General features: G+C 50.9%; 18 protein-coding genes. 3 read left to right on the forward strand and 15 right to left on the reverse strand.

What is annotated here, in order from left to right:
• Positions 1–213: hypothetical protein (locus DXC51_RS29850; protein WP_207660882.1), on the forward strand; the 213-nt coding region annotated here is incomplete at its 5' end.
• A 504-nt stretch (positions 214–717) separates the two neighbouring features.
• Here DXC51_RS29850 and sigE read toward each other — a convergent pair.
• The 13 genes from sigE to mraZ all read right to left on the reverse strand — a co-directional run bounded on the left by sigE (position 718) and on the right by mraZ (position 16938).
• Positions 718–1455: an RNA polymerase sporulation sigma factor SigE gene (gene sigE / locus DXC51_RS28700; protein WP_009252084.1), complete on the reverse strand. Its 738-nt coding sequence runs from the start codon at positions 1453–1455 to the stop codon at positions 718–720.
• Positions 1415–2263: a sigma-E processing peptidase SpoIIGA gene (locus DXC51_RS28705; RefSeq protein ID WP_117546033.1), complete on the reverse strand. Its 849-nt coding sequence runs from the start codon at positions 2261–2263 to the stop codon at positions 1415–1417. Before DXC51_RS28705 ends, sigE begins: the two co-directional genes overlap by 41 nt.
• Before the next feature lie 552 nt (positions 2264–2815).
• Positions 2816–4006: a cell division protein FtsZ gene (gene ftsZ, locus DXC51_RS28715; protein ID WP_025490900.1), complete on the reverse strand. Its 1191-nt coding sequence runs from the start codon at positions 4004–4006 to the stop codon at positions 2816–2818.
• Positions 4007–4102: 96 nt separating this feature from the next.
• Positions 4103–5296 carry a cell division protein FtsQ/DivIB gene (locus tag DXC51_RS28720; RefSeq protein ID WP_117546037.1) on the reverse strand — a complete coding sequence of 398 codons (1194 nt, stop codon included), beginning with the start codon at positions 5294–5296 and terminating at the stop codon, positions 4103–4105.
• Positions 5297–5401: 105 nt separating this feature from the next.
• The gene (murA, locus tag DXC51_RS28725; protein WP_117546039.1) at positions 5402–6655 is read right to left on the reverse strand and encodes a UDP-N-acetylglucosamine 1-carboxyvinyltransferase; all 1254 of its coding nucleotides are present in this window, start codon (positions 6653–6655) and stop codon (positions 5402–5404) included.
• A 273-nt stretch (positions 6656–6928) separates the two neighbouring features.
• Positions 6929–8083, reverse strand: coding sequence for an FtsW/RodA/SpoVE family cell cycle protein (locus tag DXC51_RS28730; protein ID WP_021639112.1), 1155 nt, complete (start codon positions 8081–8083; stop codon positions 6929–6931).
• 4 nt (positions 8084–8087) lie between these two features.
• Positions 8088–9449: a UDP-N-acetylmuramoyl-L-alanine--D-glutamate ligase gene (gene murD, locus DXC51_RS28735; protein ID WP_117546043.1), complete on the reverse strand. Its 1362-nt coding sequence runs from the start codon at positions 9447–9449 to the stop codon at positions 8088–8090.
• Positions 9450–9714: 265 nt separating this feature from the next.
• Complete coding sequence (gene mraY / locus DXC51_RS28740) at positions 9715–10671, reverse strand: phospho-N-acetylmuramoyl-pentapeptide-transferase (protein ID WP_021639109.1); 957 nt, start codon at positions 10669–10671, stop codon at positions 9715–9717.
• Positions 10672–10708: 37 nt separating this feature from the next.
• Entirely contained in the window at positions 10709–12463 is a 1755-nt protein-coding gene (locus tag DXC51_RS28745; RefSeq protein ID WP_025490892.1) for a peptidoglycan D,D-transpeptidase FtsI family protein, read from the reverse strand.
• A 159-nt stretch (positions 12464–12622) separates the two neighbouring features.
• Positions 12623–14914 carry a peptidoglycan D,D-transpeptidase FtsI family protein gene (locus DXC51_RS28750; RefSeq protein WP_025490891.1) on the reverse strand — a complete coding sequence of 764 codons (2292 nt, stop codon included), beginning with the start codon at positions 14912–14914 and terminating at the stop codon, positions 12623–12625.
• A 72-nt stretch (positions 14915–14986) separates the two neighbouring features.
• The gene (locus DXC51_RS28755) at positions 14987–15490 is read right to left on the reverse strand and encodes a septum formation initiator (RefSeq protein WP_021639105.1); all 504 of its coding nucleotides are present in this window, start codon (positions 15488–15490) and stop codon (positions 14987–14989) included.
• A 56-nt stretch (positions 15491–15546) separates the two neighbouring features.
• Positions 15547–16482, reverse strand: coding sequence for a 16S rRNA (cytosine(1402)-N(4))-methyltransferase RsmH (gene rsmH, locus DXC51_RS28760; protein ID WP_021639104.1), 936 nt, complete (start codon positions 16480–16482; stop codon positions 15547–15549).
• Between the two features lie 18 nt (positions 16483–16500).
• Positions 16501–16938, reverse strand: coding sequence for a division/cell wall cluster transcriptional repressor MraZ (mraZ, locus tag DXC51_RS28765; RefSeq protein ID WP_021639103.1), 438 nt, complete (start codon positions 16936–16938; stop codon positions 16501–16503).
• A 557-nt stretch (positions 16939–17495) separates the two neighbouring features.
• Between mraZ and DXC51_RS28770 the strand changes: the two genes are divergently transcribed.
• Positions 17496–18158 carry an ATP-binding cassette domain-containing protein gene (locus DXC51_RS28770; protein ID WP_021639100.1) on the forward strand — a complete coding sequence of 221 codons (663 nt, stop codon included), beginning with the start codon at positions 17496–17498 and terminating at the stop codon, positions 18156–18158.
• A gap of 213 nt (positions 18159–18371) precedes the next feature.
• Positions 18372–18521 carry a hypothetical protein gene (locus tag DXC51_RS29770; RefSeq protein WP_157065730.1) on the forward strand — a complete coding sequence of 50 codons (150 nt, stop codon included), beginning with the start codon at positions 18372–18374 and terminating at the stop codon, positions 18519–18521.
• Between the two features lie 185 nt (positions 18522–18706).
• Here the strand turns inward: DXC51_RS29770 and ychF are convergent, their stop codons facing one another.
• Positions 18707–19804 carry a redox-regulated ATPase YchF gene (gene ychF, locus DXC51_RS28780; protein ID WP_021639098.1) on the reverse strand — a complete coding sequence of 366 codons (1098 nt, stop codon included), beginning with the start codon at positions 19802–19804 and terminating at the stop codon, positions 18707–18709.
• A 737-nt stretch (positions 19805–20541) separates the two neighbouring features.
• Positions 20542–21417, reverse strand: coding sequence for a ribosome small subunit-dependent GTPase A (gene rsgA, locus DXC51_RS28785; protein WP_021639094.1), 876 nt, complete (start codon positions 21415–21417; stop codon positions 20542–20544).
• Positions 21418–21421 lie beyond the last annotated feature (4 nt).

Consider the following 21421-nt stretch of genomic DNA (forward strand, 5'->3'; position numbering starts at 1 on the left):
CCCGCAATCCCCACCGCCCTGTCCCCTGCCCCCGAACCCTCAGACCCGCTGCCCGGTACTGTTTGGCTGCGTTTTAGTAATGCAGATAAAAAAAGTATTATGGCGTGCTGTTTTAGGTATCACTGGATGATGGGACGGATTCTTGTTGTAGTCGTGCAGGCGTATATTTATATATCAGTATTTGTACAGCAGCTCAGTGACTGGACTGTCTGAACCGATATTCTACGGTTAATTATTTACGTTTTGGCCGCATTATGCTATGGATAGGCAAAGTATATATACTAAATATAAGTCCTTTTATTTTCTCCCGGCTGCCGGAAAATATACTTTTTTCAGGATAAGCGCAGCTGTCCCAGTGTCCTTTGGCTTTTCTCAAATGCGCCCGCCGCCTGCCTTCCTTCTTTGGCGGCGCTGTGGGGGAATTTGCGGTGCCATTGGAAAAACGGTGATGTTTCTTACTGTTCTGAAAGGCCATAATTCTGCCGTCTTTAGCGGCCTGTCTGACTAACACAGGAGTAAAGACGCCTGCGGCTTTACTCCTGCAGAGGAGTTTTGGCTGCGCTGGCAGAATTATGGCATTTCGGAACAGTTAGGAACACTCCGTTTTTGAGACTGGTACTGCAAATCCCCCACAGCGCCGCCAAGGAAGGGAGGAAGACGCCGGGCGCATTTGGGAAAGGGCAAAGGGCACTGGGACAGCTGCGCTTATCCTCCCCCTCACTCCTTGACCATTTCGCGTTTGAGGCGTTTCATGATCTTTTTTTCGAGGCGGGATATGTAGGATTGGGAGATGCCAAGGAGGGTGGCTACTTCTTTCTGGGTCATTTCCTGGCCGTCGGGGGTGTTGAGGCCGAACCTTAAGTTGATGATGGTTTTTTCACGGTCGGTGAGTTTGTTGATAGCCTTGAGGAGGAGTTTTCGTTCCACTTCGTTTTCGATGTCGCGGTAGATAACGTCCTCGTCTGTTCCCAGGATGTCAGAAAGGAGGAGTTCGTTGCCGTCCCAGTCCACGTTCAGGGGTTCGTCGATGGATACCTCAAGGCGGGTTTTGTTGTTTCTGCGCAGGTACATGAGGATTTCATTTTCAATGCAGCGGGAGGCATAGGTGGCCAGCTTGATGTTTTTGTCGGGCTTGAAGGTGTTGATGGATTTGATCAGGCCGATGGTTCCGATGGAGATCAGGTCTTCTACGCCCACGCCGGTATTGTCGAATTTTTTTGCTATGTAAACCACAAGTCTGAGATTATGTTCAATGAGAATATTTTTTGCTTCGTCTTCATATTCTGTTCCCAGGTCACTGATGATCTCATTTTCTTTTTCTGATTCAAGGGGCGGGGGGAGTACCTCGGCGCCTCCGATATAATGAATGTCGCCCTGTCCTGATAAAAGGAAACTGGGTTCCCTGCGAATCATTTTAAACTGCATTTTTCCTGGTATTGCAACTTTTAATATCATGTCCTTTCCTCCGATTTTCAAGTAATGCAGGATGCAGGATCATCTGGTATGCGCCGCTTTGTGTGACCTTATTTTCATAGAGTCCGAGAAGCGCTTTCTCGATAACCAGCTCCTGTCCTTCTTTCTTTACCTTCAGTTTCTCAATTTCCACTGCCTGCATTATGCCGTGCTTTTTGCCAAGGGAGTGGTAGGGGATGAGGCGGAATTTTTCGGGGATATCCAGGGGGATTTTCCCTTCCAGCGCCGCTTTTTCCACAACGCATACCGGCCTTTGGCTGATGGGGTCGTACAGGCTGTTGCCGCTGTCTATCAGCGCCTCCAGGGTGATTTTTACGTCTCCATCTTCCAGTATTGCGGTTACTATCACTGCCTGCGCACTCTTTTTTTCCCACCGGAGTATGTAAAGGGCGGCGGTTCCTACGCCTACTGCACACAGGGAAGCCTGCATGGTCGTCATGGCAGGTCTTCTGCCCGCAGCGTGCAGCAGGGCGTACAGGGCGCCTGCCAGCAGGAAGGCCGCCGCATGGTAGAGTATCACCGCCCTGCAGAAAACCTGCAGGGTGCGGATGCGGAATGCCAGCCAGAGGGTTGCAAGCGAGCACAATGCAAATAACAGGACCTTAATGTTTCTGCTTATTCCCGGTAACAGGAAGATGACGCAGAATAACAGCGTTCCGGCCGCCGATGCGAAAACAATCCGTTTGAGCGTGACAGTGCTCCGCAGGAATGCTCTTGTCAGCAGCAGGAGTACACAGCTTTGTACCAGCTGAAGCAGAAACAGGCGGTCAATATACACGATGTACCTCACTTCTCACCTCCTGTATGTATGGCAACTGCTTTCATGGGTTAATTATAGCGGCCAGTCCCTGCATTTTTTGTCGGAACGGCGCACATTTTCTTCTGTATCCGTCTGTAATTTTCGACAAATTATCGGGGGATGCGCAAAGCTGTAGCTTTATGTGGTATCGGCGCATTAAAAAAGGAGCAGCCGGCAGTCACTGCCATTTGCTCCTTCAGGTATTATATAAAAGGCCTCATCCGCAAAACGGAGGGGCCTTTTATTATTACACGATCATTATGTTTATATGGAATTATTGTAACTGTTCAGCAGGTCAGCGCATTTACTGCTCTGACCGTAAGAAAGTGATTCAAGAGTGATAAAATCCATCGCCAAAGGCGATTTAGGATGGATTTTAGCAGTAACTGTGAAGGGTACTGAACAGTTACGAATTATTTCTCAGCCATGCATGCGTACCGCTCTTTCCCCCCTTTGCCTGTAAGGAATTCAGAAGGGGATAAATCTGCCGCCTGCATTCGCTGCGGATGATTACCTTTTACTGTGGATGTACCTGTGGTCCGGTTATTTCTTCTGAAGGAAATCCGGAATCTTCAGGGACTTCTCTTCCACGCTGCTTCTTAAGTTGCCGGGCTTCTTGATTCCCAGGTTAGGAAGCTGTGTCACGGGCTTGGTTCCCGTTCCCTGTCCGGGAGTAATCGGCGTGTAGGGCCGTACGGGCGTTCCATTTCCCTGCGTAACAGGCTTTACGCCCTGCTGGGGCTTCACGCTGAAATTGGAACCGAACTTATTCTGGTTCTGAGGCTTGTCATCCAGGCCGGTTGCGATAACGGTGATCTGGCAGGTATCCGGCGTGGTATCATCGTACATGGCGCCAAAGATAATATTCACATCATCCCCGGTCAGCTGCTGTACATAGCTTGCCGCATCGTCCGCGTCGTACATGGAAATATCACCGCTGACATTGATGATAACATCGGTGGCTCCTGCAATGGTGGTTTCAAGCAGCGGGCTTTCCACAGCCATCTTAACGGCTTCAGAAGCCTTATCATCACCCTTGCCGTAACCGATACCGATATGGGCGATGCCTTTTTCCTTCATAACTGTCTGTACATCGGCAAAGTCCAGGTTAATAACAGCGGGCACATTAATCAGGTCGGTAATTCCCTGTACTGCCTGCTGGAGGACTTCATCCGCTTTCTTAAGGGCCTCGGGCATTGTAGTCCTGCGGTCCACAATTTCAAGAAGCTTGTCATTGGGTATCACAATGAGCGTGTCCACGCTGTTCTTCAGGCGTTCGATACCGCTCAGCGCGTTGGTCATACGTGTCCTCGCTTCAAAACGGAAGGGCTTTGTCACAACGCCTACCGTAAGGATTCCCATTCCTTTGGCAATCCCGGCAATTACAGGCGCCGCGCCGGTTCCTGTCCCGCCGCCCATACCGCAGGTTACGAATACCATGTCCGCACCGGTAAGGGAATTGGTGATTTCATCCGTGCTTTCTTCAGCCGCCTTCTGGCCAACCTCCGGCTTTGCGCCGGCGCCCAGTCCCTTGGTCAGCTTCTCTCCGATCTGGAGCAGCTTGGGCGCCTTGCATAACTGAAGCGCCTGCTTGTCCGTATTCACTCCGATAAAATCCACACCATCAATTTTTTCATCAATCATTCTATTAACAGCATTATTGCCCGCACCGCCAACACCGATCACTATGATCTTGGCAGCAGACTCAGCGTCATTTGTCTTAATTTCCAGCAAAGGTACTTCCTCCTTTAGATTTCCATATAAACTTCACAGTTCCTATCATATAATTATTTTGCGAAGAACGCAATATCTTTTTTCATTTTCTTCTACTTATTTATCCTGTTCAAAGGTAACATTAGAGCCGCTTCCGGAATAATTTTCCATGTGGAAGACTCCTTTTGTTCCCGCGGCCGCAGGCAGTATTTGCTTGAGTCTTGAAATTTTCTCCTCCACGTTGTCGTCATTGCCCAGCTTAACTCTCACATCGCCAAAATATAACGTCATTTCGTACGAGTCGTCAAAATAAATTTTATCGGCGCTGATTTCATATTTCGACAAAATCTGGGTCATATACAGTATTTCCTTAAATACCTCCTGGTTGTCCACCGGCAGGGGTTCATAAAGCACCACCTGGTTGAACGGAATTCCCGTCACCTGGGGGATTCCGGCAGTTTTGGCATCGGAAGCCTCCACCACGGTTCCGTCTTTGTCAAAATACATGTACTTGTCCAGATATTCCACGTACCCGGCCACAGCCTTTTCATAAACCACAATCTTAATGGTGTCTGGCGCCAGGACCTTTACATCCATGTTTTCGATAAAGGGAATTCCCCTGATTCCCTTATTTTTATATTTCAGGGAGAGGTAGAGGGAGTTGTCCCCCAGCCGCTCGGAGGTCACCATTTGTATGATTTCCTCGTTGGTATAATGCACGTTCCCTTCCACATAAATGGTTTCCACATGATAATGTTTTCCTATGTAAAAGAGCACACCAGACGCAATCAGCAAAAGAAACAGGAATATTCCGGCCGCAATCAGGCCGCGTCCCGGGCCCCTGGGCCGGAGGGACTGCAGCCCCTTTCCTCCTCTGCCACCGCCGCTGTCCGCATTTCCCATAACCACCCGCAGCTTGCTGCCAGTGGATGTGGTGGCCGCCACCCTGCTGATGCTTCTTACCGTTCCCGGGCTGCCGGCGTTTTTTTTGCGTTCGCCCTGAGGGGGGGAATATCCGGTCCGGGACTTTTCCGGTTTGGCCAGGACAGCTTTGGAGCCTCCGCCTCTGGACGGGCTTGCCTTGGACGGGTTGGTTTTGGACGGGCCAGCTTTGGACGGGTTGGTTTTGGACGGGCCAGCTTTGGCCGCGCCCCCTTTGGATATCCCGCCTTTGCCCGTTCCGCCTTTGGACGTACCGGCGCCAGGAACCGTTTTCTTCTTGGGCGCAGCGGCAGCAGGCTTTTTCCCGCTGCCTGTTTTATGATCCTGAACGGATTTTTTCTTCTGTTTTTTCATTTCATCCGTCTTCATTTACAGTTCCTGCCCTTATGCATCCGATTAGCTTTATCACTTCTCAAGGCTTCCCGCAAAGGCTTCCGGAATTGCAGAAGCCTTATAAGCCTTCCCCTGCCGCTTTCACCAGCTGTCGATATCCGCTCCCAGCTGTCTTAAATCCCGGCAGATATCTTCATAGCCGCGGTCAATAAAATACCTGTTTCCCACTGCGGTAAGTCCTTCCGCACACAGCCCGGCGACCACAAGCGCAGCCCCGCCCCGCAGCTCGCTGGCGGTCACCTGTCTGCCGGTGAGCCTCCGCCCGCCGGGGACACAGGCCAGCTTGTTATCCTGTACGTCAATTTCCGTGCCCATACGGTTCAGCTCCGCCACTACCACGAAACGGTCATTAAAAATTGTTTCCTTCAGTCTGCTTTCCCCGTCTGCCAGCGCCATGGCCACCAGCAAAGGCGACTGGAGATCCGTGGGAAAACCGGGATAGCTGCCCGTTTCCACGTAACCCGGCGAAAAAAGGATTCCCCTTCGCTGTACCCACAGCCCTTCGTCCCCTCTGCGCAGGCTGCAGCCCATACGTATGGCCACATCCTCCATGGCGTTCAGCTGGCCTTCCGGGGAATTTTTCATAAAAATCTCACCGCCCGCAGCCAGGCAGGCACACAGATAGGTTCCCGCCACAATCCTGTCGGAAGGGATTTCAAAGCAGCAGGGATGCAGCGCCTTGCCGCCCCTTACTGTAATACAGCCCGTCTGCTCGCCCCGGATATCTGCGCCCGCACATCGAAGGAATGCACACAGGCTGCCGATTTCCGGCTCCATGGCGCACCTTCGTATCCTGGTCACGCCCTCCGCCGCCACCGCCGCCATAACGGCGTTTTCCGTGGCGCCCACACTGGGAAACTCCAGTAAAATATCCGTTCCCCTAAGGCCTGCCGTCCAGGCCTCCAGTTCCTGATCACTGTCGCTGTAACAGGTGCCCAGACTTCTTAATGCCTTTAGATGGATATCAATCGGCCTGTCTCCTATGACACAGCCTCCCGGATAATGCAGGGATACCTCACCGGTTCTTCCCAGCATGGGCCCCATCAGCATGACGGACGAGCGCATCATCGTTACATATTCCTCCGGCAGCCGGCTCCTGCTGACTGCCGACGCATCGATGCGTACCTCATTTTTATCCCGTTCCACAAAACAGCCGATGCTTTGGAGCAGCCGGCACATATATTCCACATCCGCTATGCGGGGACAGTTCTTCAGTACACTGATCCCAGGAATCAAAAGAGCCGCTGCCATGATCGGCAGCGCCGCGTTTTTGGAACCCTGGATTGTAACTTCGCCGTACAAGGGCGCGTTTCCGCTGATATAAATAGACTTCAAATGTCCACCTTCCCGGATTTTTTCAAAACAGGTAATTGTTCAGTGCCTTCACAGTTTCTGTCAAAACTCATCCCAAATTGCCTTTGGCGGTGAATTTTGGCACTCCCGGATCACTTTCTTACGGACAGCGCAGCATGTGCGCCGGCCTGACTGAAAAATTACCTAAACAGAACTATTCTATCCTATGCGGAAGGTGACATAAATGTTACTGCCTATGGCTTTGCGGCCCTCCTGGCAGCGGTTTGGGCCGCCCTGTAGCGGCCTTTTTTCTTTCTACACATTTTTCAGCTTAATGCCCTTGGCCACGCTGAGGACAAGTCCGATTTCAATGAGCAGGAACATGACCGAGGAGCCACCGTAGCTGATAAACGGCAGGGAAATACCGGTGTTTGGAATGGTATTGGTTACTACGGCGATGTTCAGGATCACCTGAATGGCAATATGCCCCATCACTCCAACCACCAAAAGCGCGCCGAACAAATCCGAGGCATTGTTGGCAATTACCATGAAACGCCAGATGAGCAGCACAAAAAGCAAAATAACCGCTATGCCGCCGAACAGCCCCAGCTCTTCACAGATAATGGAAAAAATCATGTCGTTCTGCGCTTCGGGAAGGAAGCCCAGCTTCTGCATGCTCTGCCCCAGCCCCTTGCCGAAAATGCCGCCGGAGCCAATGGCATACAGCGCCTGCAGCGTCTGGAAGCCGGTACCGGAAGCGTAGGCTTCCGGGTTCAGCCAGGCCAGGATACGGCCCCCGCGGAAGCCCAGATCGCTGTGTTCCATCTGGATAATGGCAAATACCAGCGCCGCCACCGCCGCCACGCCTGCGGCTCCCATCAGCACAAACCGTTTGTAGTCCGGGCTTGCCACAAAAAGCATCAGCAGCGCAATACCGAAAATAATAATTGCGGAACTCATGTTATTGGTAATTTTCCAGACCATCAGACAGATGGGCACGGGAATCATCAGCACCAGCCAGAAGCCCCTTCCGGTCCGGATCCCTTTTCCCATCTTACAGATGAAGCTGGCTAAAAAAAGGATCATACACAGCTTTGCGATTTCCGCAGGCTGTACGGAAAGTCCCAGATTCAGCCAGCGCCTGGCTCCATTGGCCTCAATGCCCAGGGGCGTAAGGACCAGCGCTATGAGGATGGCCGACACAAAATATCCCAGCACCGCAAACCTTTCCCAGAAGTGATAAGGGATGTTTGCCACAACAATCATTGCCACCAGCCCCATCACGGCAGCCAGCGCCTGATGCTTGAGATAATAGGCTTCATCGTATTTCAGGCTGGCCGAAAGGGACGCCTCGTAGGAGCTGGTGGAATAAACCATGATCATTCCGAAGCCCAGCAGGAACAATACGATAAACAGCAGGGTATAATCAAAAAAATATTCAGCTTGCTTTTTGTTTCTTCTGGATGCCACGCAATCACTCCTTCAATTGATTCACATATTCCTTGAACATATCTCCCCTCACCTCATAGTTGGGGAACATTCCCCAGCTGGCGCAGGCGGGTGAAAGCAGTACTGCGTCTCCGGAAACTGCATTTTTCACACAGATATCCATACATTCCTCGAATGTATCTGCGAAAACAATATTGTTGAAACCATGTTTTCTGGCACACTCCGCTATTTTTTCCTTTGTCTGTCCGATCAGGACAAGCAGCCTGACCTTTCCGTCAAAGGCCTCGATCCATTCATCATATTCGCTCTGTTTGTCATAGCCGCCCCCAATCAGTATGGTCGGCCGGTTCATGGCGCGGATTCCCTGGATGGCCGCGTCCGGGTTGGTTCCTTTGGAATCGTTGTAATAGGCGACCCCTTTTTTGGTTGCCACATATTCAATCCGGTGCTCCACCGCCTTGAAATGCTTCACTGTATTCAGTATATGCTCCATAGGCACGCCGTATGACGAAGACATGGCAATTGCCGCCATGACATTTTCCACATTATGGATTCCGAGAAGCTGCATATCGTGGATATTCATGAGCCGTTCCTCCGCTCCGCCCACGCTGCGGCAGATATCCTCTCCGTCCAGATAATACCCCTCTTCAAGCTTCCTGGCTGAAGAAAACCAGACCACCGACGCCGGGCACCGTTCCCCGAAATCCCTGGTATAAGGATCCTCATAGTTCAACACACAGGTATCTTCCCCCGTCTGATTTTTGGTAATGGATTCCTTCACCGCCACATAATTTTCCATGGTATGATGCCGGTTCAGATGATCCGGCGTAATATTCAGGATGGCCGTCACCGCCGGGTGGAAATTCTCCGTGGTTTCCAGCTGGAAGCTGCTGATTTCCGCCACCGTCACGCTGTCCTCCCGTGTATGCAGAGCTTCCAGCGTATAAGGCGTGCCGATATTCCCCACCACAAAAACGGAGGAATAATAATCGCTCATAATCTTTCCCGTAAGAGCCGTAGTCGTGGTCTTGCCATTGGTCCCGGTAATCGCTATCACCTTACCTTTGGAAAAAGCATAGCCCAGCTCTACCTCACCCCAAACACGCACACCCTTGTCCCTGAACTTCTCCACAAAAGGCGTATCCACCGGAACACCAGGGCTGAGCACCAGAAGCTGCGCCTCATCCGCAGCCTGATCCGGAAGCTTTCCCGTAATAACCTCCGCCCGCACCCCCTCCGGCAGCTTCTTCTCCACTTCCCTCTTATCCGTACTCTCATTTTCATCAAAAAGGACAGGCACCGCCCCCACCTGAGAAAGCAGCGCCGCAGCAGCAATCCCGCTCTTCCCCGTCCCTACTATCAAAACCTTTTTTCCTTCTATATTCATCTCCACTCCCATCCGCCCGCCGCAGCAGACAAAGTCAAAATTCCTACTCCATCCCAAACCCATACACCATCAAGCTAACAATATATCCCCCATACCCCCACTCTCCAAACATACTCAACTCTTCCCCAACCGCTTCCCGCCCTTTCCTCTCGCCCTTTCTCCCGCACTCCAAGCCCCCGGAAGAATGGCCCCCGCCATTCTTCCAGGCGGGACATAGAAGTTCTTAGGCAGCGTCCTTTGCTGCCTTAGAACTTCTTCCCGCCTTTTATATGGCGATAAGCGCCACCAGGCAAAGGATAGCCGTAACGACAGAAAAAAACGCCACAATCCTTGTTTCCGACCAGCCCCCCAGCTCAAAATGATGATGCAGGGGCGCCATCCGGAAGAGCCGCCGCCCTCCGGTCAGCTTGAAAAAAAGCACCTGGAGGATTACGGAAACCACCTCGATAAGATAAATAAACCCGATAATCGGTATAAACAGCTGAAGCTGCATCATATAGGCGGCCGCCGCCACAAAGCCCCCCAGCGCCAGGGAACCGGTATCCCCCATGAAAACGCTGGCAGGATACACATTAAACAGCAGAAATCCCAGCAGCGCCCCCGCAACAGCGCAGGTGACAGGTTCGATTCTCGTCCCCGTACCTATGGCCGCCGCCGAAAGGAAGCTTGCCGCCAGCACCGTGACACTGGCTGCCAGGCCGTCCAGGCCGTCGGTGAAATTGGCGCCGTTCACCGTTCCAATGACGATAAAAAATAAAAGGGGGATATTCAGCCAGCCCAAGTCCAGCTCTTTCCCCGGCATAAAGGGAATCTTCGCCGCCAGGCTGATATCCGTGCATTTTAACAGGTAATAGGCAAAAAGGCCTGTCACTACCAGCTGCCCCGCCATCTTTTGTATTGGGGTAAGCCCCATGGAACGCTTCAGGATTACCTTTATGTAATCATCCAGGAACCCGATCAGCCCAAACCCCAGAGTCATCAGGAGAATGGGCTTGATTTCCGGATAATCCTCCATATAAAAAAGGGAGGTTACTATCATGGCCGACAATATCAGGATTCCTCCCATCGTCGGCGTTCCGTTCTTTTTCAAATGGCTTTTGGGTCCTTCATCTCTGACGGTCTGCCCAGCCTTAAGTCTCTTTAGAAAAGGTATGATTACCGGTCCCAGAAACACGCTTACAAGAAACGAGATGAGAACCGGAAGACAAACGGATAAACTCATTTGACCTTTCCCGTGACTGTTCAGTCAGCCTTTCCTTTCAATTTGCCTGCTGCCCATCTATGCTGTAGTCCATTTTTTCCAGGTAAGGAAGGATGTTCTCAAAGAGCTGGCGGACAATCGGCGCGGACACCTGTCCTCCATAGTATACCCCCTGAGGGTTGGTAATAATGGCCATGGCAAGCACCTTCGGATCATCGGCCGGGGCAAATCCCAGGAACGAGGCAATATAGCGTCCCGTACCTCTGGGCAGGGTCTGGCTCGTCGCCGTCTTGCCTCCCACCCTGTAGCCTTCCACATATCCGTTCTTACCACCTCCGTTTTCCACTACCTGTTCCAGCATATAACGCAGTTTTTCGCAGGTATCCTCCGATACGATTCCCGTGGTGACGGGATATTCGAAGGTATTCGTCACATTGCCCGCTTCATCTACCGTCCTTACGCCGAAATGGGGCGTAATGCGGTTGCCGCCGTTAATCAGCGAGGAAACCGTGGTTGCCAGCTGAATGGGCGTTATCTGGAAGGACTGGCCAAAGGATATGGTCGCCAGCTCCACCAGACCGATGTTTTCAGGCTTGTGCATGATAGTCCCGGCCTCTCCCGGCAAATCCACATTTGTTTTGGTAAGAAGCCCGAACTGGTTAAAATATCTGTAGTAATTGTCCGCTCCCAGCCTCAGCCCCACCGTAACGAATACGGGGTTGCAGGAGTTCATGGTAGCCTGGACAAAGTTTTCTGCCCCGTGACCTGAGGTTTTATGGCACCGGATCCTGCGATCCTCCACCATAATATAACCGGGGCAGCTGAAATTGTCTTCCATGGTCACCACGCCCTCCTCCAGTCCGGCGGCAGCGGTGATTATCTTGAAAATGGATCCCGGCTCATAGGTATCGTTGATACAGCCGTTCCTCCACATCCGGTTCAGCAGGTTCTGTTTTTCCTCCTCCGAAAGCCCTTCCGTCACCGTTCCCTCCGGCAGGGTGAAGGGATCGTTCAGATTGAATTCCGGCACATTGACCATGGCCAGGATTTCGCCGTTATCCGGCTTCATTACCAGAATGGAAACGCTTTCCGCCTCCTTGGCCGCCAGCGCCTGGTAAGCCAGCTGCGTGGCATACTGCTCAATATTCACATCCAGGCTGATATGCAGGTCGTCGCCGTTCACCGGCTCCACCCGGTCCTCCCCCTCCTGCGTAACCTCCACTCCTCTTGCGTCGGTCACCGTCAGGATCGTTCCCGGTTCTCCCTGGAGATATTCGTCATACTTGACCTCCAGCCCCACAATTCCCTGGTTGTCGCCTCCCGTAAAGCCCAGGACCTTGGAAGCAAGGCTGTCAAAGGGATAATATCTCTTATAGTCCTCATCCACCTTGACGCCGTCCAGCTGGTAATCACGGATAACATCCCCTACCGCTTTGTCCACATTGCTCTTTATTTTTTCTATGGCGGTGTATTTTTCCACACGCTTTCTGACATATTCCTCTTCAAGCCCCAGCTCCCGGGAAAGCACCTCCACCACTTTGTCCGGATCCGTAATCTGGTTGTGGATAACGGAAATATTACATACCGTCCTGTTATCCGCCAGCACCGTTCCTGTGGCATCTATTATTCTCCCCCGCTTGGCCTTGATGTTTCTTTCCCTCTGGTGAAGCTCCTGGGCCGCCTGTGTATAGTAGGAGGACTGATATACCATCAGATAGACCAGCCTTCCGGTCAGGCCCAGAAAGGCGGCCAGGCAGAGCACAAAGGCCCAGACTGTTTTCTTTCTGTGGAATGTTTTGTTTTTCTCTTCCATTGGAAAACCTCATAAAGCGGTAATTGATACAATCTATTACCGGATTTATGAGGTTATTCCCATTTTGCTCTTCTTATGTATAAAAGAGTTCCCGGCCGGGCTCCGTACTTTAAGGAAAATTTCCGCAATACCCACCCGGATATTTTCCCTGGCTCCGGCTTAAAAAGGAGAATCGCCTCCGTCCTCTCCGCCCTGGGTTCCGTCAAGCGGCAGATTAGGTTCCGGAAGATCCAGCGGTGTATCTTCATCAATGGCTTCTCCCGTAACGGGATCCACCTTGGTTCCATCAGGAAGTACTCCATATCCGGTATCCGGATCAATATCTATCTTGGGCTTGTCCGGATTATCCTGGTTTCCTCCCGTATTTTCCCCGGTGCCTTCTCCATTTTCCCCGGCCGCCGGCGTGCCGTCTCCTCCCGCATCATTGCCGCTGATATCGTTGCCGCTCACGTCATTTCCGCTCACGGAGGTCATCAGCTGCTGCTTATATGCGATCTGCTGTTCTTCCAGTTCCTTCTGCTCAGCCTCGGAAAGAGGCTCCGTCATGAAAATATCCATATAAGGAAGAACCTCTGTTAAAATGCTGCGCACAATTCTCGTGGCATACTTGGCATCGTCCTGTTTATCGGAATTGGGACGGTCCACTACCACATAGATGGCGATCTGCGGATCATCCGCAGGTGCAAAGCCAATGAAGGAAACCACGTACTGCCTGTTTCCTCTGGGCTGTGTCTCCGCCGTGCCGGTCTTTCCGCCGATGATGTAGCCGGCCGGTCTTGCCGTATGGCCGGTGCCGTGTTCCCCCATCACAACATCCACGCAGTAATCACGTATTTTGGCAGAGGTTGATTCGGATACGGTCTGCTTTAAAAGACGGGGTTCAATATTCTGCACCACCGAACCGTCCGAAGCGGTGATCTTGCTTACCATATGAGGCTCATAATAGTAGCCTCCGTTTATCAGGGAGCTGAAGCCGGCCGCCATCTGGATCATGGTCACGTTGAAGCCCTGGCCGAAGGATGCCGTTGCCAGCTCCATGGGCCCCATGGAATCCTCCGTAAATACAAGGGAGGCCGTCCTGGCTTCTCCGTACAAATCTATGTTGGTCTTCAGCCCGAAGTTAAAATCCTGCATGTATTTCAAAAATGTGGTTTTTCCAATTGTCTGCCCCATCTTCATCAGGGCCACATTACAGGAACGCTCCACCGCGCCGGCCACACTCACAATGCCGTCTCCTCCCACCCGGTAGCTGTGGCATTTGATGGGCTTCTGGCCTTCAACAACTGTCAGGCTGCCGTTGCACTGGTAGGTTTCGTTTCCTGTCATTTTGCCGCTTTCCAGTCCGGCCGCCACGGTAAAGGGCTTCATTGTGGAACCGGGCTCAAAGGTACTGGAAATACAGTAATTCTTCCACAGCGCGTTCAGCTGGCGGTACAGGGTATCCTCATCCATGGAAGCAAGTGTTTCTTCATTAATTACAGTCTCCTGGAGCTCCGCTTTTTCATTGATTACGTTCTGCCCCAGCAGCATGTCCGTATTTCTAGGTTCATTCAGATTGTAAAAAGGATAGCTGGCCATGGCCAGCACATTTCCGTTATTTACATCCATGATGATACAGCCGGTATTATAGGCGCCGTTTCCTTCTCTGGCCGCATTCTTATAGGTATCATTGTATTCCTGCAGCTTGCGCTCCACGATGCCCTGGATGTTGGCATCCAGGGTGGAAACCAGGTTATAGCCGTCCACCGCCGCCTTGGTGGTCCTCTCCAGGTTGGAATCGTCGTTCATGTAGCCGTATTCCCTGCCGTTTACCCCGCTGAGAATATCGTTATAGTATGCCTCCAGCCCGTAATTTCCCACATTGTCCTTGGTGGTAAAGCCGATGACGTCACTGGCCAGTGTATTGTTGGGATATACCCGCCGGTACTCCTCTTCAAACCAGACGCCCTGGATATACTTTCCCGTCTCTTCATTGTTTACAAGCTCCTGGAAAGGCGCGATTTCATCATAGGTCAGCTGTTTCTTCAGTATATGGTATTGGGAGGTGGGATTATCCGAACTGTATTTGCGGATTTCCGATTCATCCACGTCAAAGCACTGGGCCAGCGCCGCTATGGTGCCCTCCACATATTCTTCTTTTTCATTCATCAGCTTACAGTCCAGAATCAGGTTATACACCTTCTCACTCACTGCCAGCTTCGTTCCCTTGGAATCCAGGATTTCCCCCCGCTTGAAGGGAATCGTCCGGCTGGTATACTGCTGCTGGGAAAGGACCTGCTTTTTATACTGCTCGCCGTTGTCCCGGTTGATCAGGACCAATCTGGCGCTTAATCCTGCAAAAGCCAGTAATACCAGGAAATACAGTACTACCAGCTTCTTTTGCATTTTCGTTGTAAATCTGTTTGTATTCTGCGCTTCTTTTCTGTCGCCGTTCTGTCTGTTTCTGTCCAAACTGTCACCCACTTTTAATGTAACTGTCCTGCAGCCGCCAAATATCCCAACAACCGCAGGTTCAGCCGCAATTTAATCATCAATGTCTGCAAGCTGTCTTACATAATCGCTGCCTTCATCGGGAATCGTTACAATCTGGTCCTGATTCGGATATGTCATCCCCAGCTCCGTAATGGCGATTCTGCGGATTTCATCCAAATCAACAGAGCTTTCGATTCTGCTGTATTCTTCATCATTGGATACCTTCAGGCTGTTCAGCGTGCTTTCCATCGCCGCAATGTGCTTTACGCTTGCGGTAATCTCCGACTGCAGACGGATATATCCAATCAAAACAATGCCCGCCACAAGCAGGGAGGCGCTCAAAAACAGCACATAGCCCAGATTCATGTAAACGGCCTTGTCCCTGTTCTTCTTTACCGCATGGCTCAGCTCCTGCTTCCGGGGCTTATGTATCTCTTCAACTACGTCCAGCTTTCTTACCGTATTGCCTGCCACATATGCACTGCGGCTGTCTGATCTTCTGTATTCGCTTTTTCCAGTGCTTCTGTATTGTCTGCTTTTTCCTGTCTGTGCCATGGCAATTCTCCTTTACTCATAGCTGCGCACCGTACCGGCAGCTATGCTTTGATTAACTACTCCTTCTTTTCAAATATCCTCAGCTTTGCGCTCTTGGAACGGGAATTGGTTTCCAGCTCCTGTGCGCCGGGCAGTATGGGTTTTCTTGTGATTACCTTTCCCTGGGATTCCTTTCCGCACACACATACCGGGAAATCCGGTGGGCAGGTGCAGGGATTCTCATTTTTACGGAAGGCCGACTTCACTATGCGGTCCTCCAGGGAATGAAAGGTAATTATACAAATGCGGCCTCCCGGATTCAGCAGACCAATCAGCTCATCCAGCGAGTTCTTGAGCACGTCTAGCTCGTGGTTGCACTCAATGCGGATGGCCTGAAACGTCCGTTTGGAGGGGTGTCCTCCATTCGCCCGCATCTTTGCGGGGATTGCCGCTTTAATCAGCTCATTCAGCTCCCCGGTCGTTTCGATGGGCCTGTCCTTTCTTGCCGCCGCGATGTGCTTGGCGATGTTCTTGGCAAACTGATCCTCGCCGTAATCGCGGATGATCCGGTAAAGCTCCCGCTCCGGGTATTCATTGACAATCTCTTTTGCGGAAAGGGACTGTCTCGTATCCATTCTCATGTCCAGGGCCGTGTCGTATCTGTATGAAAAGCCCCGTTCCACATTGTCCAGCTGATAAGAGGAAACGCCCAAATCCAGTACGATTCCGTCAACGCCTTCAAGCCCCAGGCTTTTCACCACAGCCGGTGCATTGCAATAATTATCCCTGACGAGAGTCACCTTTTCCCGGAAAGGCTCCAGCCTTTCGGTGGCAGCCGCAATGGCTTCCGCGTCCTGATCGATTCCGATCAGGCGCCCTCCTGAAAGCCTTCTGCAGATTTCGCTGCTGTGTCCGCCGCCGCCAAGCGTGCCGTCCAGGTAAATCCCGTCAGGTTTTATCTTCAGTCCTTCTATTGTCTCGTCCAAAAGTACAGACTTGTGTGCAAACTCCATTCCGCCGTCACCTTTCCGTTATATGCCAAGCCCCAGATCTGCCATACGTTCCGCAATGTCTTCCATTGCCTCGTCCTCATCCTCTGTGATACCTTCCCATCTTGCTTTGCTCCAGATCTCAATGCGGCTGGCCACGCCGACCAGTACCACATCCTTTTCCAGCTCCGCAAAATCGCGCAGATTCCCGGGAACCAGTATCCTCCCCTGCTTGTCCACTTCCACCTGGGCAGCGCCCGCAAGGAAAAACCTGACAAACTGACGGTTATCCTTCTTATTCAGAGGCAAAGCCTTCAGCTTCTCCTCAAAGGCGTTCCATTCCTGATTGTCATACACAAATAAGCAGCCGTCCAAACCTTTCGTAATTACGAATTCCTCACCCAAGCTCTCGCGGAATTTTGAAGGTATGATCAGCCTGCCTTTCGCATCAATTGTATGATTGTACTCTCCCATGAACATGACAATCACCGCCTTAAAAGTGGCCTGTCACGGAAAACACTGCCGAAGCTGCCTCCCTGCATGTATCAGTTCTGAATAAAAGCGGTGCCGCATTTTCTTATAGTCTGCGCGGCAGATATGCAATCCTGCCCCGCCTGTGCGGATAACTCACCACTTCCTACCACTTCGTACCACTTTCCACCACTTTAAATATGATTTTAGTATAACTTAAGGTATTTTGCAAGCAAAATCAACCCCTTCCCCTAAAAAAGTACGTCTTGCCGAACCCACAAAAAACTGCATTTTACACTGTTTTCCACATGTTGTGTTTTGTTTTTGTACCATATACAATATATTGGTTTTTCTTTCTCCTGACGCTTTCCCTTTTACCATAATTTACCACAGTGGGGCGTCATCCCATATTTTTTACTGTTTTCCATAAAAAAGTGGGCCGGGTGGTTCAAAGCTGTATGAACCGGGATGAAAAAGGGCTGTTTTTATTTTCGTCTTATGGATTGGCATGGCCTCCGGCTATATATATGCTGTATATATCAATATAAACAGTTGGGAGGAGAGCCATGGAGCCATTATTGGAGGTCAGCGGATTGGAAAAACGCCTGGGGACACTGCATCTGAATCAGATTTCCTTCCGGGTGGAGCCCGGCCACATCGCAGGGCTGGTAGGCGTCAATGGAGCCGGGAAAACCACTTTACTCCACACCATCCTGAATCTGTATGATAAGAACGGCGGCCAGGTAACCGTTTGCGGTTATGATATGGATACTCAGGAAAGGGAAGCCAAGGACCGGCCGGGACTGGTCCTGGATGAGATGATGTATGAGAAGGGGCTGTCAGGGCTGGAAAATGCCCGGCTATATGGCAGGCTGTATCATCATTTTAACGAATCGCTGTTTCTGGAGCTGTGCGAAAGATTTGAGCTGCCGCCGAACCGGAAGCTCGGCCTGCTCTCCACGGGATTTAAGATGCGGTTTCAGTTTGCTTTTGCCCTGTCCCACAATGCCCGCCTTTTTCTGATGGATGAGCCGGCATCTTCTGTTCGTACGCTGGACGCCGCGGACACAGCGGCTGCCGTGCAGAAAATCGGCTTCGTGTCGGAGGAGCGGCAGTTTTTCTGGGAGATGGATGCCCTGGAAAATGGCGCCGGTGCCGAAATAGAAGCCCTGCTCACAGGGAAATTCCGCATCCGAGATCTGTTGGAGAAATATGGAGAAACGGTTTGAAGGCAGCATTTCAGTTCTCAGGATCTGCACCTTAGAAGGGCGCTTTCAAACTATTAATTAATGCAGTATCGCAGGCATATCTGTGTACACAGGAGGTATAAGCATGACATTTCAGGAGCTGGAAAAAGAACGGATGAAAAAACGAAATTCGCCCTGCGCAAATGGCTGCTGCTTTTTTGCTGGTGCATACTCATTTATTTTCTGGAAATGCTGATGTACAATATCCCTCTGAACTGGGGAAGTTTTCTTATAGAGTCTGCTGCCGCACTGCTTCTGATGGCTGCGGAACAGGGGCTGTGCATTCTCCTTGCCGCAACGCAGGACTGGTGGAGACGGAGGATGGGAACAACGGTGGAAGGCTGAGGAGGCATTCCAAGTGTAGAAGTATATATGACGAAGATGATCGCCAAAAGCGCCTCCCGTTTCCGGGCGGCGCTTTTAATATAATAACCGTTCTGATGGCTGTAACAGCTCCGATTACTGAACTGTTAATGTTTTATACTTTCATTCGTTTTTTATTTCCCGGCCGTTTTCTCCAGCTGATTATCTTATACATTGAAGCGGAACAGAATCGTATCCCCATCCTGTACCACATAATCCTTGCCTTCCATGCGGACCAGGCCTTTTTCCCTGGCCGCTGCCAGAGAGCCCTGCTCTAAAAGATCCTTGTAATTTACCACCTCGGCCTTGATAAAACCTCTTTCAAAATCGGTATGTATCTTACCCGCTGCCTGAGGTGCTTTCGTACCGATTTTAATCGTCCAGGCCCTTGTCTCATCCTCACCGGAGGTCAGGAAGCTGATGAGTCCCAGAAGATGATAGCTCGCCTTAACCAGCTTGTCCAGACCGGATTCCTTCAGGCCCAAATCCTCCAGGAACATCTCCTTTTCGTCATCCTCCAGTTCGGAGATCTCCTCTTCTATCTGTGCGCAGATAACGAAAACCTCGCTTCCGCTTTCTGCCGCATATTTCCTCACCTCAGCCACGCCGGCATTCTGTGCGCCGTCATCTGCCAGGTCCTCCTCGGAAACATTGGCCGCATAAATAACCGGTTTGGCAGTAAGCAGATTCAGGGAGGCAAAAATCACCTCTTCGTCCTCATCCTCCGGCTGGAAGGCCATCGCCAGCTTTCCATCCTCCAGCAGAGCCTTCACCCGTTCCAGAAGCGCCGCTTCCTTGGCAGCCGTTTTATCCATTCTGGCCTGCTTGCCTACTTTGGCAATTCTTCTTTCCAGAATTTCAATATCAGAAAAAATCAGTTCCAGATTAATCGTCTCAATATCGCGCAGAGGATTGATGGTCCCATCTACATGGACTACGTTGGGATCCTCAAAGCAGCGCACCACATGAACAATAGCGTCCACTTCCCTGATGTTACTGAGGAACTGATTTCCCAATCCCTCCCCTTTGGAGGCACCCTTTACCAGACCGGCGATGTCCACGAATTCAATCACTGCAGGAGTCACTTTTTTGGAATGATACATATCTCCCAGCAGCTTCAGCCGCTCATCAGGCACCGTTACGATTCCTACATTGGGATCAATGGTACAGAAGGGATAATTGGCCGATTCCGCACCAGCCTTGGTCAGGGAATTGAACAACGTACTTTTTCCTACATTGGGAAGTCCTACAATACCTAATTTCATTTTTACTTATACCTGTCTGGAAAACCTTGCTTTTCAAGGGTTCCTGCCTTTCACTATTCTCAACACTCTTTTTGTCGTATACATTAGATACCTCAGCATAAGATTATACCACATAGTCCGTTTTTTTGAAATAACTATTTTTCGCCCGGTAACGTTTTTATTATTGAATATCTGTCTGCTGTCTGATATAATCTTCTCGTATAATTAAAAAGAAAGCGGATGCGATTTTCCGATGTCAGATGCCCTCTAATCTTAAAGGAGGGATGCCCTATGAACACAATAGAAGTTCTTACACTTTTACTTGTTGTTTTCGCGGCTTTGTCTTACATAGACAATCATATTGACAAAAAGAAATAGCATCCTCACCCTCAGAAAGTAAGATGCTATTTCTTTAATAAATTATTAAACTACTGAGGGCAATCGGAACTTCGTTTCCGACCACCTTTCTGAGTAAATTATACATTAGGGCGCTTGAGAAATCAAGCGCCCTTTTTCATTTTTTTATGAAAACGATAACAGTCCGTTACTGTTCACACAGTACTGTGCATTTACTGCACAGTACGTAAGAAAGTGATTCAAGAGTGCATAAATCCCATTGCCGCAGGCAATTTTTAGTGGATTTATGCAGTTACTGGTCACGGAGTGAACAGTAACAACAGTCCAGAAAGGTTTTCCCATTCACTGCGCAAACCGTGAGACACCGATGTGGCAGAAGACATCCGCCACATCGTCGTACCTCAATATTTCCTGTGCCCCTTCAACTCTTCATAGAGCTGGCAGTAATTTTCATATCTGCTTGCGCTGATCTCTCCCCGCTCCAGGGCCCGTTTCACGCCGCAGTCGCGCTCCTTTACGTGGGCGCAGCCTGCAAAGCGGCATTCCGGCTCCCAGGGGGCAAAATCCGGGAAATAATCCTGCAGCTCTTCCTTCTCCATTCCATAAAGCTCAATCGAACTGAACCCGGGGGTATCCACGATATAAGTTCCCTCACTGACGCAGATCAGCTCGGAATGTCTGGTGGTGTGCTTTCCTCTTTCGATTTTGCTGCTGATCTCGCCCGTTTCCATGGAAGTATGGCTCTGCAGGCAATTGATCAGTGAGGATTTCCCCACACCGGAGGGCCCGGCCACCGTGGTTGTACGGCCCGAAAGGACCTTCCGAAGCTCCAAAAGCCCCTCCTCCTGTCTGGCGCTTGTAAACAGCACCGGATACCCCGTATTCCTGTAGCTTTCCCGAAGCCTGTCCTTTGTCTGTTCATCCACCAAATCCTGCTTATTGAAGCAGACACAGCAGTTTACCCGCTGCTGCTCCATGGTAACCAGAAACCGGTCCAGCAGGTTCAGGTTCGGGGCCGGGCTGGCCGCCGCCATAATGACCAGCGCCAGATCCACATTCGCCACCGCAGGGCGGATGAGTTCATTCGTCCTGGGCAAAATAGCGCTGATATTAGCGGTCAGCGAGACCTCATCCAGAATATCTATTTCCACATAATCCCCCGGAAGGGGTTTTTTCTTATCCTTCCGGAAAATCCCTTTGGCCTTGCATTCATAAATCCTGCTGCCGGTCTGCACATAATAAAAACCGGCGATTCCTCTGACTATTCTTCCCCTCATGCAC

Source organism: Eisenbergiella massiliensis, assembly GCF_003435485.1.

What these genes read in the sequence shown, in the direction of transcription:
- mraZ (WP_021639103.1), bottom strand. Translation starts at nt 16,938, where the DNA reads ATGTTCATGGGAGAGTACAATCATACAATTGATGCGAAAGGCAGGCTG.
- mraY (WP_021639109.1), bottom strand. Translation starts at nt 10,671, where the DNA reads ATGAGTTTATCCGTTTGTCTTCCGGTTCTCATCTCGTTTCTTGTAAGC.
- DXC51_RS28755 (WP_021639105.1), bottom strand. Translation starts at nt 15,490, where the DNA reads ATGGCACAGACAGGAAAAAGCAGACAATACAGAAGCACTGGAAAAAGC.
- DXC51_RS28745 (WP_025490892.1), bottom strand. Translation starts at nt 12,463, where the DNA reads ATGGAAGAGAAAAACAAAACATTCCACAGAAAGAAAACAGTCTGGGCC.
- DXC51_RS29770 (WP_157065730.1), top strand. Translation starts at nt 18,372, where the DNA reads ATGTACAATATCCCTCTGAACTGGGGAAGTTTTCTTATAGAGTCTGCT.
- ychF (WP_021639098.1), bottom strand. Translation starts at nt 19,804, where the DNA reads ATGAAATTAGGTATTGTAGGACTTCCCAATGTAGGAAAAAGTACGTTG.
- rsmH (WP_021639104.1), bottom strand. Translation starts at nt 16,482, where the DNA reads ATGGAGTTTGCACACAAGTCTGTACTTTTGGACGAGACAATAGAAGGA.
- murD (WP_117546043.1), bottom strand. Translation starts at nt 9,449, where the DNA reads ATGAATATAGAAGGAAAAAAGGTTTTGATAGTAGGGACGGGGAAGAGC.
- DXC51_RS28770 (WP_021639100.1), top strand. Translation starts at nt 17,496, where the DNA reads ATGGAGCCATTATTGGAGGTCAGCGGATTGGAAAAACGCCTGGGGACA.
- rsgA (WP_021639094.1), bottom strand. Translation starts at nt 21,417, where the DNA reads ATGAGGGGAAGAATAGTCAGAGGAATCGCCGGTTTTTATTATGTGCAG.
- DXC51_RS28720 (WP_117546037.1), bottom strand. Translation starts at nt 5,296, where the DNA reads ATGAAGACGGATGAAATGAAAAAACAGAAGAAAAAATCCGTTCAGGAT.
- sigE (WP_009252084.1), bottom strand. Translation starts at nt 1,455, where the DNA reads ATGATATTAAAAGTTGCAATACCAGGAAAAATGCAGTTTAAAATGATT.